The 17,747-nt window shown below is 70.5% G+C and carries 15 protein-coding genes and 1 riboswitch; of the genes, 7 read left to right on the forward strand and 8 right to left on the reverse strand.

Going from position 1 to position 17,747, the window contains the following annotated elements; translation table 11 throughout:
- Window positions 1-261 precede the first annotated feature (261 nt).
- On the reverse strand, window positions 262-1,431 hold the full coding sequence (locus CITRI_RS0104690) for a glutamate--cysteine ligase (RefSeq protein WP_010143486.1): 1,170 nt from the start codon (window positions 1,429-1,431) through the stop codon (window positions 262-264).
- Window positions 1,432-1,782: 351 nt separating this feature from the next.
- On the opposite strand from CITRI_RS0104690, the gene CITRI_RS0104695 reads away from it, so the two are divergent.
- Window positions 1,783-1,974, forward strand: coding sequence for a CsbD family protein (locus CITRI_RS0104695; protein WP_010143488.1), 192 nt, complete (start codon window positions 1,783-1,785; stop codon window positions 1,972-1,974).
- A 106-nt stretch (window positions 1,975-2,080) separates the two neighbouring features.
- On the opposite strand, the gene CITRI_RS0104700 is transcribed toward CITRI_RS0104695, so the two are convergent.
- The gene (locus CITRI_RS0104700) at window positions 2,081-3,199 is read right to left on the reverse strand and encodes an NAD(P)-dependent alcohol dehydrogenase (RefSeq protein WP_010143489.1); all 1,119 of its coding nucleotides are present in this window, start codon (window positions 3,197-3,199) and stop codon (window positions 2,081-2,083) included.
- A gap of 310 nt (window positions 3,200-3,509) precedes the next feature.
- Between CITRI_RS0104700 and CITRI_RS0104705 the strand changes: the two genes are divergently transcribed.
- The 5 genes from CITRI_RS0104705 (at window position 3,510) to CITRI_RS0104730 (ending at window position 9,573) form a co-directional block, all read left to right on the forward strand.
- Window positions 3,510-5,039, forward strand: a complete 1,530-nt coding sequence (locus tag CITRI_RS0104705; RefSeq protein WP_010143490.1) for an aldehyde dehydrogenase family protein — start codon at window positions 3,510-3,512, stop codon at window positions 5,037-5,039.
- 545 nt (window positions 5,040-5,584) lie between these two features.
- Window positions 5,585-6,793: an MFS transporter gene (locus CITRI_RS0104715; RefSeq protein WP_010143491.1), complete on the forward strand. Its 1,209-nt coding sequence runs from the start codon at window positions 5,585-5,587 to the stop codon at window positions 6,791-6,793.
- Window positions 6,794-6,875: 82 nt separating this feature from the next.
- On the forward strand, window positions 6,876-8,063 hold the full coding sequence (locus CITRI_RS0104720; protein ID WP_010143492.1) for a serine hydrolase: 1,188 nt from the start codon (window positions 6,876-6,878) through the stop codon (window positions 8,061-8,063).
- A gap of 4 nt (window positions 8,064-8,067) precedes the next feature.
- Window positions 8,068-9,159, forward strand: coding sequence for an FAD-dependent oxidoreductase (locus CITRI_RS0104725; RefSeq protein WP_010143493.1), 1,092 nt, complete (start codon window positions 8,068-8,070; stop codon window positions 9,157-9,159).
- A 111-nt stretch (window positions 9,160-9,270) separates the two neighbouring features.
- Window positions 9,271-9,573, forward strand: a complete 303-nt coding sequence (locus CITRI_RS0104730) for a hypothetical protein (RefSeq protein WP_010143494.1) — start codon at window positions 9,271-9,273, stop codon at window positions 9,571-9,573.
- Window positions 9,574-9,661: 88 nt separating this feature from the next.
- Here CITRI_RS0104730 and cycA read toward each other — a convergent pair whose 3' ends face one another.
- The 3 genes from cycA to CITRI_RS19590 all read right to left on the reverse strand — a co-directional run bounded on the left by cycA (window position 9,662) and on the right by CITRI_RS19590 (window position 12,822).
- Window positions 9,662-11,134 carry a D-serine/D-alanine/glycine transporter gene (gene cycA / locus CITRI_RS0104735; protein ID WP_040385691.1) on the reverse strand — a complete coding sequence of 491 codons (1,473 nt, stop codon included), beginning with the start codon at window positions 11,132-11,134 and terminating at the stop codon, window positions 9,662-9,664.
- Window positions 11,135-11,237: 103 nt separating this feature from the next.
- Window positions 11,238-12,668: an L-serine ammonia-lyase gene (locus CITRI_RS0104740; protein WP_010143496.1), complete on the reverse strand. Its 1,431-nt coding sequence runs from the start codon at window positions 12,666-12,668 to the stop codon at window positions 11,238-11,240.
- A 16-nt stretch (window positions 12,669-12,684) separates the two neighbouring features.
- A complete protein-coding gene (locus CITRI_RS19590) occupies window positions 12,685-12,822 on the reverse strand; it encodes a hypothetical protein (RefSeq protein ID WP_157998902.1) in 138 nt (45 codons plus the stop codon).
- A gap of 149 nt (window positions 12,823-12,971) precedes the next feature.
- Window positions 12,972-13,071: riboswitch (glycine riboswitch) on the reverse strand.
- 73 nt (window positions 13,072-13,144) lie between these two features.
- Here CITRI_RS19590 and CITRI_RS18335 point away from each other — a divergent pair.
- A complete protein-coding gene (locus CITRI_RS18335; RefSeq protein ID WP_010143497.1) occupies window positions 13,145-13,669 on the forward strand; it encodes a septum formation family protein in 525 nt (174 codons plus the stop codon).
- Between the two features lie 62 nt (window positions 13,670-13,731).
- Here CITRI_RS18335 and CITRI_RS0104755 read toward each other — a convergent pair whose 3' ends face one another.
- The 3 genes from CITRI_RS0104755 to CITRI_RS0104765 form a co-directional block, all read right to left on the reverse strand.
- A complete protein-coding gene (locus CITRI_RS0104755) occupies window positions 13,732-15,447 on the reverse strand; it encodes an MDR family MFS transporter (protein WP_010143498.1) in 1,716 nt (571 codons plus the stop codon).
- Window positions 15,444-16,067 (reverse strand): TetR/AcrR family transcriptional regulator, encoded by a 624-nt coding sequence (locus CITRI_RS18340; RefSeq protein WP_010143499.1) that lies wholly within the window; start codon window positions 16,065-16,067, stop codon window positions 15,444-15,446. Before CITRI_RS18340 ends, CITRI_RS0104755 begins: the two co-directional genes overlap by 4 nt.
- A gap of 175 nt (window positions 16,068-16,242) precedes the next feature.
- Window positions 16,243-17,694, reverse strand: a complete 1,452-nt coding sequence (locus CITRI_RS0104765) for a 2-hydroxycarboxylate transporter family protein (protein ID WP_010143500.1) — start codon at window positions 17,692-17,694, stop codon at window positions 16,243-16,245.
- Between the last annotated feature and the right edge of the window lie 53 nt (window positions 17,695-17,747).

A 17,747-nucleotide genomic window follows, 5' to 3' on the forward strand; every position in this document is an offset into this window, starting at 1 on the left:
GAATGGAGGAACGCCATGCGTGGTAGCAGTCTTGTCTGGACCATCGTCGGGATCCTGGTGGCCATCGCCCTGATCATCTGGATCGTCTCGGCTCTGTAGAACCCGGTTCTCCACGCCCACCCCCTCGTGGGCTGCGCGGTGCCGGAGAAGCCGGAGACGATGACGTCGGCGTGCCCCGTGGTCGTGCCCCAAGGGGCGGCGAAACCCGCCCCGTGGCCGGCGGTGACTTGGACCCGGACCAGCAGGCCCCCTCCTTTGGCCCTACGACACGGCGGCCGGCGTTCCCTGGGGGGTGTCGTCCTCTGGGCGCGGCGTGACGAGCGACTCCGAGGGGCCGGACGGGGCCTGGTGGGTCGCGTCCAATGCGGCGGTCATGACGTCGCCGAGGCTGTGCCGTTCGGCGTAGACCTCACGCTGGTACTGGGAACCGGTGCCCTCGCGCAGGATCTTCGCGACCCCGGCCTCGATCGACGACCGCTCCCCGTATTCGGCCAGCACCGGACCCACGACGTGGAGCAGGCGGATCATGACGTCCCCGGCCGGAGCGGGGGTGCCGGTGGCCGGATCGATCAACTCTCCGGCGATCCCGTTGCGGCTGGCCTGCCAGGACCAGGCCCGCAGCAGCGCGGCCGGCACGGGCATGGCCGGGGCCCCGTCGGCCCAGGCCCGGGCGACCGTCTCCACCAGGGCGCGGGTGAGGGCGGCGATCACCGCGGCATGGTGCGCGTCCAGGCAGACGTCGGCCACCCGGATCGCCACGGTCGGGTGGTGCTCGGACAGGCGGGCGTCGAAGTAGAGCATGTCCGCGTCCACCGGCACCTGGGTGTCCAGCAGGGCCGACCGGTAGTGGTCGTAGGCGTCCGGGGAACCGAAGACATCGGTGGGCCCGGCGGTGGGCCACCGGGACCACACCTGGTAGCGGTACGAGGCGAACCCGGTGTCGTCCCCGTGCCAGAACGGGGAGTTCGCGCTCAGGGCCAGCAGGGTCGGCAGCCAGACCCGGATCCGGTCCAGCACCGCCACGCCCTCGGCGCGGGAGTCGACGCCCACGTGGATATGGAAGCCGTTGGTGAGCTGTTCGGCCGCGGTGAGACCGAACTTCGTGGCGATCCTGCGGTGGCGCAGGCCCGGCACCGGGTGCGGGGAGACCGGCCCCAGCGCCGTGGGCAGGGCCACCACGCGTCCGCCCACCCGGGCGGCGGCCCGCTCAGCCAGCGCGCGCCCGTCACGGATGGAGGCCAGCTGCCCGGCCAGGGTGGTCTGGGGCGGGGAGATGACCTCGAGCTGCTCCTCCTGCAGTTCCTCGCTCACCTGGTGGCCGGTAGGCGCCGGCTCGTCCTGCAGGGCGGCGGCCCAGTCCCCGGCCGGCAACGGTTCGCCGGTGCCGGCATCGACCAGCAAGAGTTCTTCTTCAACACCGAAGGTGCGCATGGAGGGTCTCCTCGTCCGGCCTGCCCCTTGTCCCCCACTACGGAGGGTGCGGAGCAAGCGGCACACCCACGGGCGAACGCAATACTCTACGTGTACTGACTACATGTTCGCTGGGAAGACCACCCCCGCGCTCCGGTCCCTGGGGATCAGGGGGCACTGGGTGCGGCGTCCGTTCCCCACCCCCGACGCATCACCTGGGGTGGGCCGGTCGTGCACGACCGGGGGCGGGGTGGCCGCCGGCGGTCGCCGGGGCATGCGTTCGCCAGGAGGAAACCACCGGCCGGAGGGTTCCCCGTGGACACGCAGGGACATAGGGTGAGAGGACTTGATCGCCGACAGAAGGGAGTGCCCATGGGACTCGGAGACAAGATCAGCAATGCGACCGACAAGGTTGTTGGAGGTGCCAAGGACAAGATTGGCGATGCCACCGACAACCCCGACCTGCAGGCAGAGGGCAAGGCCCAGAACGCCGAGGGCCATGCCAAGCAGGCTGGCGAGAACGTCAAGGACGCTGCCAAGGACCTCAAGGACGGCCTGAAGTAGACCGGCACACCCTCTGAACCAGCGGCTGCGGCCCCGGAACCCGTCATGGGTCCGGGGCCGCAGTGCGTTCCCGCGGAGGATCCCTCCGTGGGCGGCCCCTGCCCTGTCAGGCCTGGCCGATGCGCAGCACGGGCTTGATGGTGGTGCCGGACTTGCTGTCCGCGAAGGCGTCCTCCACCTGGTCGAAGCCGTAGAACTGCACGAGCTCGTCGAACGGGAACCGGCCCTGCTGGTAGAGCTTGATCAGTGCGGGGATGAGCTCCTGGGAGGTGCCCGAGCCGCCGAGCGTGCCGACCACGCGCTTGCCCCACAGCGCGCCGAGGTGGTCCAGGCTGAAGCGGGCCCCGGCCGGGGCGCCGCCGATGAGGATGAGCGTGCCGAGCATGCCCACGGCCTCGGCGGCCTCCTCGATGACGGGGATGACACCGGTGCAGTCCAGGGCGTAGTCGGCCGGGCCGCCGCAGATCTCCCGGATGCGCTCCAGTGCGTTCTCGTGCAGCGAGTTGATGACGTGGGTGGCGCCGTAGCGGGTGGCCAGCTCGAGCCGGGAGTCGTGCAGGTCGATCGCGATGATGGTGGTGGCCGGGGTGTTCCGGGCGGCCATGACGGCGGCCAGCCCGACGGCGCCGGCCCCGTAGACCACGAGCGATTCCCCCGCCCGCGGCCGGGCGGTGTTCAGGACGGCCCCGGCACCGGTGGTGATGCCGCAGGCGAGCACCCCGACCAGGTCCAGCGGGACGTCCTTGTCCACCGTGACCAGCGCGTTGGCGTTGGCCAATGAGTAGGTGGCGAAGGAGGACTGGCCGAAGAAGTGGCCGGAGAGCGGGGAACCGTCCGCGCGGGTGTAGGCGGAGGTGCCGGCCTGGGGCCCGATGAACCGCCGGCCGCTGACCACGGCCGGGCCGAGCAGTTCGCAGTAGCGGTGCTCGCCGCGGCGGCAGTTGCGGCACTGCCCGCAGTAGGGCCAGCCCATGATGACATGGTCACCGACCGCCACGGAGGTGACACCCTCGCCGACGGCCTCCACCACGCCGGATCCCTCGTGGCCGAGGACGCCCGGCAGCGGCAGCGGCATGTCACCGGCCTGGGTGATCGCGTCCGTGTGGCAGACGCCCGAGGCCACCACCCGCACCAGGGCCTCGCCCGGGCCAGGTTGCTGCAGTTCCAGTTCCTCCGTGACGAAGGGGGCGTTGGTCTCCTCGACGACGAGGGCTTCGATCTTCATGGGGAACTCCCTGGGTAGGTATAGGTCAATAGCGTCACGAGTGACGAGCACGATGGGCGTCGTGCCTCGTTGAAGGGGCGGCACTCGCTCTGATCGTGACTCCGGACACGCTAAGCCGTGCAGACCCTCATGAGCACGGGGTAACCGCCGCCCTTGACGCGGCCATGGCCACTTGATTCACTATCAAGAGAGTGATTTGCCTCACAGCAGCCTCAGCCGCTGCCCTGTCTCATGAAGAATCCCGGTTCTCATCAGCCGTCGTTACTTCCCGGCCAGTCCCCCTGCCTATTCCTGTCCCGAAAGAGGCACCATGACCGACACCAGCACCAGCCCTCGCCCCGCGGCATCGACCGAGGCCCCGGTCCGCACCCCGCTGTTCTACGGCGGCCGCGAACATCCGGCGGAGCGCACGCTGACGATCACCAACCCGGCCCGCCCCTCCGAGGTGGTCGGAGAGGCCGCCGCCGCCACCCGGGAGCAGGCCCTGGAGGCCGTGGCCGCGGCCAAGGCCGCCTTCCCGGCCTGGGCCGGTCTCTCCGCTGTAGAACGCGCGGCACACCTGGCCGAGGCCGCGGACGCGATCATGCAGGACTCCGAGACCGAGGCCGGGATCCTGTCCGCCGAGAACGGCAAGGTCGTGGGTGAGTCCACCTTCGACCTGATGGGAATGGTCCAGCGCACCGAGCTCGCCTGCGGCCTGGTCGAGGAGGTCGACGCCGTCGAGGCCCTGCCCGGCCCGCCCACCGAGGTACTCGTCTCCCACAAGCCCATGGGCGTGGTGACCATCATCGTCCCGTTCAACTGGCCCATCGCCATCCTCGGCGCCTCGCTGCCCTACGCCCTGATGGCCGGGAACACCGTGGTGGTCAAGCCGCCGCCCTCCTGCCCGCTGGCCACCACCCGCGCCGTGCAGCGCATGGCCGAGCGGTTGCCGGTCGGGGTGCTCAACGTGGTCACCGGCGAGGACGCCGAGATCGGCGAGGCCCTGGTCTCCAACGAGGACGTGGCCAAGGTCTGCTTCACCGGCTCCGTGCGCGGTGGCAAGCGCATCATGGCCATGGCCGCCGAGTCCCTGACCAATGTCACCCTGGAGCTGGGCGGCAATGACGGGGTGCTGATCCTGCCCGACGCCGAGTTCACCGAGCAGGGCCTGGACCTGCTGTTCATGGGGATCTTCGGCACCACGGGCCAGGTGTGCATGAACGCCAAGCGCATCTACGTCCACTCCTCCAAGCGGGACGAGCTGGTCGCCGAGCTCACCCGGCGCCTGGAGCAGGTGCAGATCGGCCCGGCCTCGGACCCGGCCACCACCATGGGCCCGTTCCACCAGAAGGCCCAGCTGGAGTTCGTCACCGAGCTGGTCCGGGAGGCCAAGGACTCCGGCGCCGACGTCCGGGAGTTCGGGCAGCTGCCCGAGGGTGACTGGGCGGAGGGCAACTTCATGCGCCCCTCGCTCGTCCTGGACCCGGACCCCTCCCTGCGCGTGGTCACCGAGGAGCAGTTCGGTCCGACCATCCCGATCATCACCTTCGAGGACGTCGAGGACGGCATCCGGATGGTCAACGACACGCAGTACGGCCTGTGCAACTCGGTGTGGACGTCGGACGAGCAGACCGCCCGCGAGGTGGGGTCCCGGCTGCAGGCCGGTTACGTCTTCCACAACACCCACGGGCCGGCCCTGCTGGACCAGCGCGCCCCCTTCGGCGGCATCAAGCAGTCCGGCATCGGCCGCGAGATGGGCACCATCGGACTGCGGAACTTCCAGGAACCGCACGCCCTCGGGCTCCTCAAGGCCGGTGGCCCTGCCTCGGACGCCGAGGAGGCCCCGCCGGCCGCCTGAGGCCAGAGGCCCTACGGCACACACGTGCGGCGCCGGTCATCGCCCCTCGCCAGGGGCAGTGGCCGGCGCCGTCGTGTGCACCAGAGCAGTGAAACGTGCCCGCAGCGCCCTCGCGGCTTCCCGATGAAGCCTCTGTCATCGCTGAGAGGACATCGCACCCTGCGCACCCGCCCGGACCAGTCCTCTCAGTGATGACGGACGGGTACGCGACCCTGTACCGTCGCCGGGGACCTGGAGGGCAGGTCCGTGGCGGTGAACGCCGTGAAGGGCCTGCACGAGGCGGCCATCCGACAGTCCGCTGGGGTTTCCCGGACCAGGCCATGGAACGCGGCGCCCAGGCCACCGAGGATGCCGGGATCATCGCCGATGCGGACAAGGGCCTGGAGGGACTCGTGGTGGACGTGCAGGAGTAGGCCCCACCTGATCGAAGCCGTAGAACTGCACGAGCTCGTCGAAGGAGAACCGGTCCTGCTGGTAGAGCGTGATCAATACCGGGACGAGATCCTGCGAGGTGCCCGAACGACCATCGCGTACCTTGGCCTGTTGTGACCCAACCCCTTCCGCACTCCGCACCGCAGCCCGTCCCGGCGGATCACGACGCCGGCCCTCGCCCCACTCGGCCGCCGGCCGGCGTCGCCCTGGCCTCCTTCACCTCCAGCTTCGACCGCTTCGCGGTCTCCCCGCTGCTGGTGGTGCTCGCCACGGACCTGGGCGCATCCCTCGCCCAGGCCCTGGCGGTGGCCGGCGTCTACTTCCTGGCCTACGGGTTCACGCAACCGGTCTGGGGCACCCTGTCCGACCGGTTCGGCCGGATGCGGTTGATGCGCGTGGCACTGCTCGGTGCCGCGGTCACGGGGATCCTCTCGGCCCTCGCGCCGAACCTCGCCCTGCTGATCGTGGCCCGCGCCCTGGCCGGGGTCTTCTTCGGCGGGATCATCCCCACTGCCATCACGTATATCGGGGACACCGTCCCCGGCCCGCACCGGCACGGCGCGCTGGCGGACAACATGTCCGCGGTCGCCGTGGGCACCGCGCTGGCCACCGCCGCGGCCGGTTTCATCGGCGAGACCGTGGGCTGGCGGTTGATGTTCGCGATCCCGCCCGTGCTCGCCCTGTCCTGCCTGCTCGCGCTGCGCGGCCGGTCCGACCCCGGGCTCGCGGAACCCACCGGGCTCTGGCGCGCGATCACCACGGCATTGTCCGACCGGTGGATGCTGCTGATCATGGTCCTGGTGTTCACCGAGGGCGCCGTGGTGCTCGGCATCCTCACCCTGCTCGCCCCCGCCCTGCAGGACCAGGGCCTGGACGCGACCACCGCCGGACTGGCCGTGGCCACCTACGGCCTGTCCACCCTGGTCTCGAGCCGCCTCGTCCGCCCGTTGGCCCGGCGCCTGTCCCGGCCGGTGATCATGGCCCTCGGCGGGGCGGGGCTGGTGGCCGGGTACGCCGCCGTTGCCGTCCACGTCTCGGTGGGCACCGTGGTGGCCGCCGCCCTGCTGCTCGGCTGGACGTGGGCGCTGTTGCACACCTCCCTGCAGGCCTGGGCCACCGAGGTGCTGCCCGCCCTGCGCGGCACCGCCGTCGCGCTGTTCGCTTCCTCCCTGTTCGCCGGCAGCGCCGTGGGCACCCTGGCCGCCGGTCCCTTCGCGGACGCGGGCCAGTGGTCCGGGCTGTTCGGCGTCACCGCGGCGGTCGCCGCTGTGCTCGTGGTGGCCGCCGTGGCGGGGCGGCGAGCGCACCTGCGCTCACCCTGAGGCCTTCCGGCCCGTCCGCGGTGATCGGTACGCTCCTCGGACGCGAGGCGCGCGTCATGAGCGCGCGGAGACGGAGGAGACCATGGCCGGGACCGCCGACGCTGCTGAGCCCACCGCACGCCTCGAGGGGTTCCTGCAGCGGCTCGTCGAGGACGGAACGGTGCCCGGGGCCGTTCTCGTCGTCAGCGGCGCCGGCACATCCTGGGAGGGCTCCACGGTGGTGTGCGCCGGATCCATGGCCGAGGACGGCCCGCCCATGCGCCCGGATGCGCTCATGCGTATCCAGTCCATGACCAAGCCCCTCACCGCCGCGGCGACCCTGCTCGCGGTGCAGGAGGGTGAGCTCCGCCTGGAGGACCCCGTCCTGCGGTGGCTGCCCGAACTGGCCGACCGCACGGTCCTGCGGGCCCACGATGCCGAGCTGTCCGACGTCGTGCCCGCGGACCGCGAGATCACCGTGCGGGACCTGCTGGTCAACGGCTGCGGTTACGGCATGGAGATGACGGACTCTCCCCTGGCCCGGCGCATGATGGACCTGGGGGTCTCGGCCAGCCCGGACCAGACGGTGGACGTGGGCGCCGACGAATGGCTGCGACGCCTGGCCACCCTTCCGCTGGCGCACCAGCCCGGAGAGGGCTTCCGCTACCACCACGGCTTCAGCGTGCTCGGCATCCTGCTGCAGCGGATGGCCGGCGTGGGACTCCAGGACCACCTGGACCGCGTGCTCTTCTCACCCCTGGGGATGGAGGACACCTCCCTGTGGGTGCCGCCGGAGAAGGCCTCCCGCCTGCCGGCCGCCTTCCGCCGCGTGGACGGGAAGCTGCGGGAGACCGAGCCGCTCGGCGGGGGCTTCTACGTGGGCGAGCCGGCCTTCGACACCGCCCATGGTGAGCTCGTCTCCACGGCCCGGGACTACCTGCGGTTCGCCCGCATGCTCGCCGACGGCGGACGCCATGCGGGACACCGATTCCTGGATGCCGTGCTCGTGGCCGAGATGACCCGCGACCAGGTGGCCCCGCAGGCCAAGACCCCCGAGAGCATGATCCCCGGGTTCTGGGACACGACCGGGTGGGGCTATGGCATCTCCGTGGAGACCTCCGGGGACCATCCCGGGCGCCTGGGCTGGTCCGGCGGCCAGGGCACGACCTTCCTCATCGACCCGGACGGCACGATCGTCGTCTTCCTCAGCCAGGTCGAGGCGGACGAGAGGATGGGCGCCGTGTTCCAGGCGGTGCACGGACTGGCGGCGGGTCCGGGACTGCCACAATGAGCGCATGAACACCGCCACGATCGTCGGCGCGGGCATCGCCGGACTGGCCACCGCCACCGCGCTGCACCACGCCGGGTGGCACGTCACCGTCCTGGAACGCGAACGGTCCCTCTCCACGGCCGGGACCCAGCTGGGCATCTGGCCTGGCGCCTGGCGCACCCTGGTCTCCCTCGGCGTCGCCGGGCGGTTGGCCCCCGCGGCCGGCAGCGGCCCGATGAGCCCCGGCGTCGGGACCTCCGGCGAGGCGACCGGCGGGGTCTCCGGCGGCCGGATCCTGCGGCCCGACGGCACCGTCCTGGCCCAGCTCAGTCTCCGCGGCCGGGGCCCCGGCCTGCACCTGGTCCCGCGGATGACCCTCCTCGAGGCACTGCTCGCCGGCCTGCCCGAGGGCACCGTGCGCTTCTCCACCCCCGTGGGACCGGACGCCCCCGCCCCGCCGTCGGACGTCGTCGTGGGTGCGGACGGGATCAACAGCGCCGTGCGTGCCGCGGCGTTCCCGGCAGCCCGCGTGTCCGACGCCGGCCTGGTCGCCTTCCGCGGCGTGGCGCCGGTGCCCAGCGGGGGTGCCGACGAGACGTGGGGCGCGGAACTGCTGTTCGGGACCAGCCCGTTCCCCGGCGGTGGCACCAACTGGTACGCGTGCCTGCCGCTGGAGCGGGCCGGTTCCCGGGCCCAGGACCCGCTGACCGTGATGCGCCGGGAGTTCGCCGGCTGGCACGCCGGCGTACAACGGGTGCTCGAGGCCGTCTCCCCCGCGTCGATCGACCGCCGCCGGCTGAAGTGGTCGCAGCCGATGCCCTCCTACGTCTCGGCCAATACGGTGCTGGTGGGCGACGCCGCGCACGCGATGCTGCCGCACCTGGGCCGCGGGGGTGGGGAGGCACTGACCGACGGGCTGGTGCTGGCCGAGTCCCTGGTGGGTGCCCCGACCGTCGCCGAGGGCCTGCGCCGTTATGACGATGCTCGGCGCGCACCGACCCAGCGGATCGTGCGGGCCTCGGCGCTGATGGCCCGGGTCAGCAACAGGACCCGCCGCACCGGGGCCCGGGACCTGGCCGTGCGGGCGCTCGGGAACCTGGTGACGCTGCGCGGCTGAGCCCTGCCCGGCGTGGCGTGCGTCCCCGGTACGGTGGCGCCTCCCCTGTTGCGGGAGCGCCCGGAGCGGGACACTGGAGGCGTCCCTGTGCCCTGCGGACGAAAGAGGCCGATGTTTCCCGCGCTCGTGGTCCTTCTGCTGATCCTGTTCGTCGCCGTGGGCGCCTCGCTGCTGACGTGGTCGAGCATGCGCGACGTCCGGGAGGAGGGGGCCGCGATCGAGCGGCGGGGCCAGCTGGACCGGCGCGAACGCACCCTGGCCGCCGTCGCCCTCTACGAGCAGGCCGATCGCATGGAGGCGGAGGCCAGGGCCCTGGAGGAGGCCGGGTTCAGCGCGGCCCGGCAGGCCCTGGACAGCGCCGCCGAGATGCGGGCCCTGGCCCGGCGCCTGGAAGCCGACGCATACCAGGGGTGACCCGGCATCCGGACAGACATCGTGGCGACGCGGGCACGACGGCGACGCGGGCGGCGGTGAGCGGACGCGCGCCGCGCGGCGGTGGGCGTCAGGACACGCGCGTGGGCTCCCTCGACTCCTGGTCCTGCAGGTAGGCGTCCCGCTCCTCCAGCTCCCGGCGGACCTGGGCCTCGTGCAGGGCGCGCGTGGCGGCGTGCTCCGGGTTGCGGCGCAGCACGAGGTACCCGATGCCGAGAGCGACGAACCACAGCGGGGTGACGACCAGGGCCGCCAGGGTGTCGGCCTGGGTGGTCAGCGCCCAGATGATGAACGCGAAGAAGGCCAGCACCACGTAGGGCATGAACGTCCCACCGGGCATCTTGAACGCGCTCACCGCGTGCAGCTGCGGGCGGCGACGGCGGTAGACGAGATAGCTGACGAGGATGATCGACCATACGAACATGAAGCAGAGCGCGGACACCGAGGTCACCAGGGTGAAGGCCTCCGCGACACCACCCTCCGCGTAGAGCAGGGCCACGCCGGCCAGCAGGAACATGCAGGAGAACAGCAGCGCGTTCTTCGGGACCTTCCGGGAGGACAGCCGGCCAAAGGCCTTGGGGGCATCACCCTCCTGGGCCAGGCCGTAGACCATGCGCGAGGTCGAGTAGATCCCCGAGTTCGCCGAGGACGTCGCGGAGGTCAGGACGATGAAGTTCACGACCCCGGCCGCGCCGACCAGCCCGGCCAGGGCGAACATGCCCACGAACGGGGACTCCTCCGCGCTGTAGGCGGTCCAGGGCTTCACGGCCATCAGGATGATGAGGGCACCCACATAGAACAGCAGGATGCGCACCGGGATGGAGTTGATCGCCCGGGGCAGGTTCTTCTCCGGGTCCTTGGCCTCGGCGGCGGTGGTGCCGACCAGCTCGATGCCGACGAAGGCGAAGACCGCGATCTGGAACCCGGCGACGAAGCCCATGAAACCGGTGGGGAACATCCCGCCCTCGGTCCACAGGTTGGAGAACGCCGCCCGGGTGCCGTCGGACTCGAAGCCGGTGATGATCATGCCCAGGCCCACGACGATCAGCGCCAGGATGGCCACGATCTTGATCAGGGCGAACCAGAACTCGGTCTCGCCGAACGCCTTCACCGAGGGCAGGTTCAGCCCGACCAGGAGGACGATGCAGGCCACCGCGGGGATCCAGAGCGGCAGGTCCCCCCACCAGAAGGACACGTAGTGGGCAATCGCGACGACGTCGGCGATCCCGGTGACCACCCAGCAGAACCAGTAGGTCCACCCGGTGAAGAAGGCCGCCCAGGGCCCGAGAAGGTCCCCGGCGAAGTCGGAGAAGTTCTTGTAGTCCGTGTTGCTCAGCAGCAGCTCACCCATGGCGCGCATGACGAAGAACAGCATGAAGCCGATGATCATGTAGACGAAGATCACCGAGGGTCCGGCGACCGCGATGGTCTTGCCCGAGCCCATGAACAGGCCGGTGCCGATCGCGCCTCCGATGGCGATCAGCTGGATGTGACGGTTGGACAATGCCCGTTCGAGGTGGGGCGCTTGCGGGTTTTCGCTCATGAGGAGCCTCTTCCCAGTGATGATCGACGTATGGGCGTGGGATGGCCCCGGGTCGGTGATCCGGAGTCTTGCCCGAGGGATTATCGCCCGCGGGCGTCGAGTCTCAGCATTCGACGACGTTGACGGCCAGTCCGCCCAGGGCCGTCTCCTTGTACTTGTGGCTCATGTCCTTGCCGGTCTCACGCATGGTGACGATGACCTCGTCCAGGCTGACCCGGTGGGTGCCGTCACCCCACATCGCCATCTTGGCCGCGTTGATCGCCTTGGCCGCGGCGATCGCGTTGCGCTCGATGCAGGGGATCTGCACGAGTCCGCCGATGGGGTCACAGGTCAGGCCGAGGTTGTGCTCCATGGCGATCTCCGCGGCGTTCTCCACGTGGGCGGGTGAACCACCGAGGACCTCCGCCAGGCCGGCGGCCGCCATGGAGGAGGCCGAACCGACCTCACCCTGGCAGCCGACCTCGGCGCCCGAGATGGAGGCCTGCTCCTTGTACAGCACACCCACCGCCGCGGCGGCCAGGAGGAACCGGTTGACGATCTGCTCCCGCGCGACGCGGAGCGCCTCGGGCCCCCGGGCGGCCGCGTCGACGGCGGCCGGGGAGTAGTGGGTGGCGTAGAACAGCACTGCCGGGATGATGCCGGCGGCCCCGTTGGTGGGGGCGGTGACGACCCGGCCGCCCGAGGCGTTCTCCTCGTTGACCGCCAGCGCGACCAGGTTGACCCACTCCTGCCAGAACTTCGGGTCCCGGTCCGGGTCCTCTTCGCGCAGGCGGCGGTGCCACTCCGGGGCCCGGCGGGCGACGTTCAGTCCACCCGGCAGCAGGCCGGTGCGCCGCAGGCTCGAGTCCTTGCACTCCTCCATCACGGTCCAGATGTGCAGCAGCCCGGCGCGGATCTCGTCCTCGGTCCGCCGGGTCCGCTCGTTGGCCAGCATGACCTCGCTGATGTCCATCCCGGTGGCGTGGCAGTGCTCCAGGAGTTGCTGGGCGGTGCGGAACGGGTGGGGCACCGTGGCCCCGGACGCCTCCTGCTGGTCCCCGCCGGCGTCCTCCTCGTCCTCGCGGACGATGAAACCGCCGCCCACGGAGAACCAGGTCTCATCCGCCAGGACGGAGCCCTCGGCGTCCAGCGCCTGGAACCGCATGCCGTTGGTGTGCCGATCGAGCACGGTCAGCGGGTGCTGGACCATGTCCTCCACCCCGTAGGGCAGGTCCTTGCCCGCCCCGAGGGCGGAGCACAGGCGCAGGGTCCCGGTGGCGTCGATGTCGGCCAGCCGCTCCTCGACCTGGTCGGGCAGGATGAGCTCCGGATCGTAGCCCTCCAGCCCGAGCAGGATCGCGGTGAAGGTGCCGTGGCCGCGACCGGTGGCCGCAAGGGATCCGTAGATATCCAAGCGCAGGTCGGCGGTGCGCTCCAGGAGGTCCCCGGCGACCAGGGTCTCGGCGAACCGGCGCGCGGCCCGCATGGGACCGACGGTGTGCGAACTGGAGGGACCGATGCCGACGGTGAACAGGTCGAAGACGCTGATGCTCATGGTGTTGTCCCGGGCCTCAGCGCCCGGCTCCGATCGGGTCGAGGTCCGGGTGGGCAGCGGTCACGGCCGCGTACCGGCCCGGCCCGACCACACGGTCGGTGAGGGTGGCGTCGGGCAGGTCGAAGGCGTTCCGAAGAACGGGGGTGATCGGCATGAGGGAACTCCAGGCTTCTGCGCGGTGTCCGCGCGCTGTCCGTGTGTTCCTCCCCGATCTGTAGCTCGGCCTGAGAGTTTCCATCCCACCCGGGCGGGACTTGCTCCTTCGGCGAACGCGGAGGATGCCGCGCTACTTTCCAGATGTGCCTCGATGCGGCGGTACGGGGGCCTGAGAGTTTCCTGGGGAGGATTTGCTCCTACGGCGCCCGACCGGTGCTGCTGGACGGGACTCTCCCGCCGCACTCAACGGCTCTTCGGTTGTGACTGCGCTCACACCTTAGCGGTGCGCCGCGTTTCTGGCAACACGGCCGTGACGTTCCGTGACGATCGGATCCGCCAACGAGGTGGACGAGTTCGCCCGCGGGTTCGGCGTGGAGATCAACCCGGACCGCACCGACATCACCGGACTGGCCGTCGGCGACTGCTTCAACGGGTTCGAGGACGTGGGCAATGCCGTGACCACCGTGGACTGCACCGAGGAACACGACTCCGAGTTGCTCCACGTGGTCACCGTGCCCGAGTCCGTGAACGAGTTCCCCGGCGAGCACCGGGAACACCTCTGGCTCGAACCCGAGGACGCATGCCTGGGGACGGCGTTCGAGGACTACGTCGGGGAGCCGTACGAGTCCTCAGGCTGGGACGTATACACGTTCCGACCCACGGAACGAGCCTGGGCCGAGGGAGACCGCACCATCCAGTGCGTGGTCTACAGCCTGGAGGGCGAGTCCTGGACGGGCAGCCCCTCCACGGGCGACGCCGAGGTCATCCCCTTCGTGGGACCGGACGATGCGCCCTTCGAGGCACCGGCGACCACGTCCCCGGACACCGACCCCGTCGAGAGCTGACCCGCCCACCACGGCGGCCGGAGCCGGCTCGCCGACCGCGCGAGCGGTCGACGACGGCGGCGCTACCGGGACCGCAGTGCGGGTGCATGGCTCCGCTCGGGCGCGGAGTCACCCGCGGGCTCGTGGTTCGAGCCGGGCATGACGATCGAGAGGCTGCCCGTGGCCAGCGGTTCGGACTCCACCGTCCGCTCGATCCGGGTGGCCAGCGGCTTCTCCGTGACGAACACCAGCAGGACGGCGGCGATCAGGCCCAGCGGCGCGATCCACAGGAAGATCGGGGTCAGGGCGTCCGAGTAGGCGGTGATCACCAGGTCGTGCAGCGGATCCGGCAGGGCGGACACCGCGGCCGGGGTCAACGACTCCGCACTGCCCATCTGGCCTGCACCCGCCGAGGGCAGTCGCTCGACCAGCAGCCCGGCCAGCCGCGAGGCGAACAGGCTGCCGACCAGGGAGGAGCCCAGGGTGGCGCCGATCTGGCGGAAGTAGTTGTTGGAGGCCGTGGCGGTGCCGACCATGGTGACGGGGAAGGTGTTCTGCACGATCAGCACGAGGTTCTGCATGGACAGGCCGAGGCCCATCCCCAGCAGGGCCATGTAGCCGCAGGCCATCCAGAGGGGCTGGTGCGGGTCCATCAGGGACAGCAGGACCAGGGCGACGGCGATGACCAGCGCGCCCACCACGGGGTACCACTTGTACTTGCCGTACCGGGAGATCAACGCCCCGGACGCCGTCGAGGTGAGCAGCATGGCACCCATCATGGGGATCATCGCCAGGCCGGCGACGGAAGCGTCCAGGCCGAAGGACATCTGCAGGTACGTGGGCATGTACCCGAGGGCGCCGAACATGGCCACGCCGATGAACAGGCCGGCCACGGTGGTCAGCACGAAGTTGGTCTCGCGGAACAGGGACATCGGGATCAGGGGCTCGGCGGTGCGCCGTTCGACCAGCACGAAGACGACGCCGGCCACGACGGTCACGGCGATCAGGCCCAGGATGACCGGGTCGGACCACGCGTAGGTGCCACCGCCCCAGGTGGTGACCAGCACCAGGGCGGTGGTGGCGACGGCGATCAGGGACATCCCGTACCAGTCCAGGGTCGGGCGACCGTGGCGGTGGCGGGGCAGCTTGAGGAAGAAGATCGCGGCCAACAGGGCCAGCACGCCGATCGGGATGTTGATCCAGAAGGCCCAGCGCCAGCCGGGTCCGTCCGTGAACCACCCGCCGAGCAGGGGGCCCACCACGGAGGCCAGGGCGAACACCCCGCCCATGACGCCCATGTACTTGCCGCGCTCCCGGGCGGGGACCACGTCGGCAATGGCCGCCTGGGCCAGGATCATCAGTCCACCACCGCCGATGCCCTGGATGACGCGGGACAGGATCAGCATGCCCATGTCCCCGGCCAGGCCGCCGACCACGGAGCCAAGCATGAACAGGCTGATCGCGGCGATGAGCAGCGGCCTGCGGCCGATCTGGTCACCGACCTTGCCGTAGATCGGCATGACGATGGTGGTGGCCAGGATGTAGGCGGTGATGACCCACACCATCTGGCTCACCCCGTTGAGCTCGCCCACGATCGTGGGCAGGGCCGTGGCGAAGACCGTCTGGTTCAGCGCGGCCAGCAGCATCGCCAGCATCAGGCCGACGAAGAGCGGGACGAGCGTCCCCGGGGGGATCGTCGAATCGGCCTCGGCCCGGTTCGGGGACGCACCGGAGGCGCCGGCCTTCGTCGAGGCGGTGGCGGTGGGACTTCGACGGCGGTCGCGGGGGGTCTGGGTCATGAAAGCTTCCTGTAGAGGTCTTGGAACAGTTCGATCGCGTCGAGGACGGCCTCCGGCTCCAGCTGTCCGGTGGGCAGCGGGCCCTGGGCCATGATCACGTAGCGCAACGGGGTGCCCGCCGCGGTGGTCAGCATCCGGGCGGTGTCCTCGACCCCGTGCCCGTGCAGTCCCTGCGACCACTCCGGATGGCCGGCCATCGCCGCGGCGAGCGCGCGTTGGACGAGGTCCTCACACTCCAGGGACAGTTCCCGGCGCCGGATGAGCAGGTGCGGGAACTTGGCGAACAACCGGCCCCGGCGCTCGACGTCCCCCTCGGCGTAGGCGCTGCGGCTGACGCCGAGCATCAGCTCCGTGGTGCGGCGCAGCAGGCCGTCCCCGTCCAGGAATCCCTCGGGCAGTTCCGGGGGCTGGGGGCTGCGGACGCCGAGGATGGCGTCCTCCTTGGTGGGGAAGTAGTTGAAGAAGGTCCGCTGGGACACTCCGGCCTCGCTGGCGATGGCCTCGACGGTCACGCAGGGGATGTCCTCGTCCAGGGCCAGTCCGGCGGCTGCGTCGTGGATGAGATTCCACGTCTCGAGCTTTTTGCGCTCGCGCAGGGAGAGGGTATCCGCAGGGGTCATGGACCATATTTTTGCACGACTGCATGTTGTGCACAACTGCAGTGATCTGGCCCACGCTGCCCGTCACGGCGCGCACGCGGACCCCTCCGACGGCCGAAGGCCAAAGGATGACCCGGAACACCCCGCATCGGGCGTTCCGGGTCATCCTTTGACCTCTGGATACTCGGGGTGAGGATCAGCCGACCAGCAGCGGCACCATCAGCGAGGTGACGAACAGCACCAGGGTGCCGCCGATGCGGTTGGTGATGGCCGCGAACGGCATGAGGTGCATGCGCTCGGATGCGCTGAGGACGGAGACGTCGCCGGATCCGCCGGTGTCCGCCATGACCAGGCCGGGCACGATCGCCGACTCCACGAAGTTGAACTTCACCAGCCAGCCGATGACGCCGGCGGAGAGCCCGGCCACGAGCACGCACAGGAACGTCAGGACGATGAAGGACGGATCGGCCAGGGAGACGAGGACCTCGTCGATCTTGATGTAGGTCAGGGAGACCCCCACGAGCAGGGCCGGGACCAGGACGGCGTTGATCAGCTCTCCCCAGTCGGTGGCGGAGGCCTCGAGGTCCTTCGGCAGCCACCCGGTCAGCTTCAGGACCACCATGATGATGATCGCCCAGGCGTAGGGATGCAGGAACTCCAGGTACGCGCCCAGCAGTTCACCGACCACGAAGATCACCGCGGCGAACAGAAGGCCCTTGCCGAGCGCGATGTACGTGGAGGTGTCGGCCTTCTTCGGCATCGACAGCTCGCCGCGCGTGCCCTGGACGCGCATCAGGTCGCCGTTGCCGCTGAAGCCCAGGAACAAGGTCGGCCGGTTCTTGCCGATGCCGTTGAGCAGCCCGGCGATGATGATGCAGAAGACGTTGGCCAGCACGACGGCGGACATCAGGTCGCCCATGAACGCGGAGGCGTCCTGGCCGGTGCGGGAGGCGTACATCTCGGACATGGGCAGGGCGCCCAGGCCGAGGCCGCCGGCCATGATCGGCGCGGCCACCAGCAGGATGCCCTCGATGAACCCCCTGCCGAACAGCAGGGACACCAGCCCGATCACCACGAACGTGGCCACCATGGTGCCCACCACGGGCACGGCGAACCGCGGGCCGGCCTTGACCAGCAGTGCGCGCGGCATGCCGAGGATGGAACCGGCGATGATCGCCATGACGAAGAAGTCCAGGAAACCCTGCTCGTCGATGAAGGTGCCGGCCACGGTGATGATCGGTTCCGGGATGGCACCGAAGTAGGCCAGCGTGGCGGGGGCGAAGGTGCAGAGGATGGTCGGCAGGCCGTAGTCCCGGATCAGGGGGACCCGGTTGCCGAGCCAGATGAACAACCCGCCCAGCAGAATGGTCACCGCGAAGCCGGAGAGCATGGACGGTGCCAGGACCCCGGTGGCGGCGGCCGTGAGCACGACGCCGGCCATCACCAGGTAGAGCGCGATCGGCACGCTGGCGATCCGTTTCCATGACGCCCCCGCGTAGTGGACACCCGGGCGGCCGTCGACGTCGTTGGCGACAGGGTGGCCCAGGCCGCCCTCGGACGCGGGATCGGTCCCGGCAGTGAGCTCCTGCTCGATCGCCTCGCGATCGCCGTGAGACTCCGTGGTCTCGTCGGTGGAGGTGGTGGACATGGCAGTCCCTTTCGTCAGGTGGGGGTGAGGATAGCGGGCCCCTGAGAGCCCGG

It is taken from the genome of Citricoccus sp. CH26A (assembly GCF_000224415.1).
Lineage (GTDB): Bacteria > Actinomycetota > Actinomycetes > Actinomycetales > Micrococcaceae > Citricoccus.

Coding starts and splice junctions, on each gene's coding strand:
- CITRI_RS0104740 (WP_010143496.1), bottom strand. CDS start 12,668: ATGAGCATCAGCGTCTTCGACCTGTTCACCGTCGGCATCGGTCCCTCC.
- CITRI_RS0104720 (WP_010143492.1), top strand. CDS start 6,876: ATGGCCGGGACCGCCGACGCTGCTGAGCCCACCGCACGCCTCGAGGGG.
- CITRI_RS0104695 (WP_010143488.1), top strand. CDS start 1,783: ATGGGACTCGGAGACAAGATCAGCAATGCGACCGACAAGGTTGTTGGA.
- CITRI_RS0104700 (WP_010143489.1), bottom strand. CDS start 3,199: ATGAAGATCGAAGCCCTCGTCGTCGAGGAGACCAACGCCCCCTTCGTC.
- CITRI_RS0104725 (WP_010143493.1), top strand. CDS start 8,068: ATGAACACCGCCACGATCGTCGGCGCGGGCATCGCCGGACTGGCCACC.
- CITRI_RS0104690 (WP_010143486.1), bottom strand. CDS start 1,431: ATGCGCACCTTCGGTGTTGAAGAAGAACTCTTGCTGGTCGATGCCGGC.
- CITRI_RS0104765 (WP_010143500.1), bottom strand. CDS start 17,694: ATGTCCACCACCTCCACCGACGAGACCACGGAGTCTCACGGCGATCGC.
- CITRI_RS0104730 (WP_010143494.1), top strand. CDS start 9,271: ATGTTTCCCGCGCTCGTGGTCCTTCTGCTGATCCTGTTCGTCGCCGTG.
- CITRI_RS19590 (WP_157998902.1), bottom strand. CDS start 12,822: ATGCCGATCACCCCCGTTCTTCGGAACGCCTTCGACCTGCCCGACGCC.
- CITRI_RS0104705 (WP_010143490.1), top strand. CDS start 3,510: ATGACCGACACCAGCACCAGCCCTCGCCCCGCGGCATCGACCGAGGCC.
- CITRI_RS0104755 (WP_010143498.1), bottom strand. CDS start 15,447: ATGACCCAGACCCCCCGCGACCGCCGTCGAAGTCCCACCGCCACCGCC.
- CITRI_RS18340 (WP_010143499.1), bottom strand. CDS start 16,067: ATGACCCCTGCGGATACCCTCTCCCTGCGCGAGCGCAAAAAGCTCGAG.
- cycA (WP_040385691.1), bottom strand. CDS start 11,134: ATGAGCGAAAACCCGCAAGCGCCCCACCTCGAACGGGCATTGTCCAAC.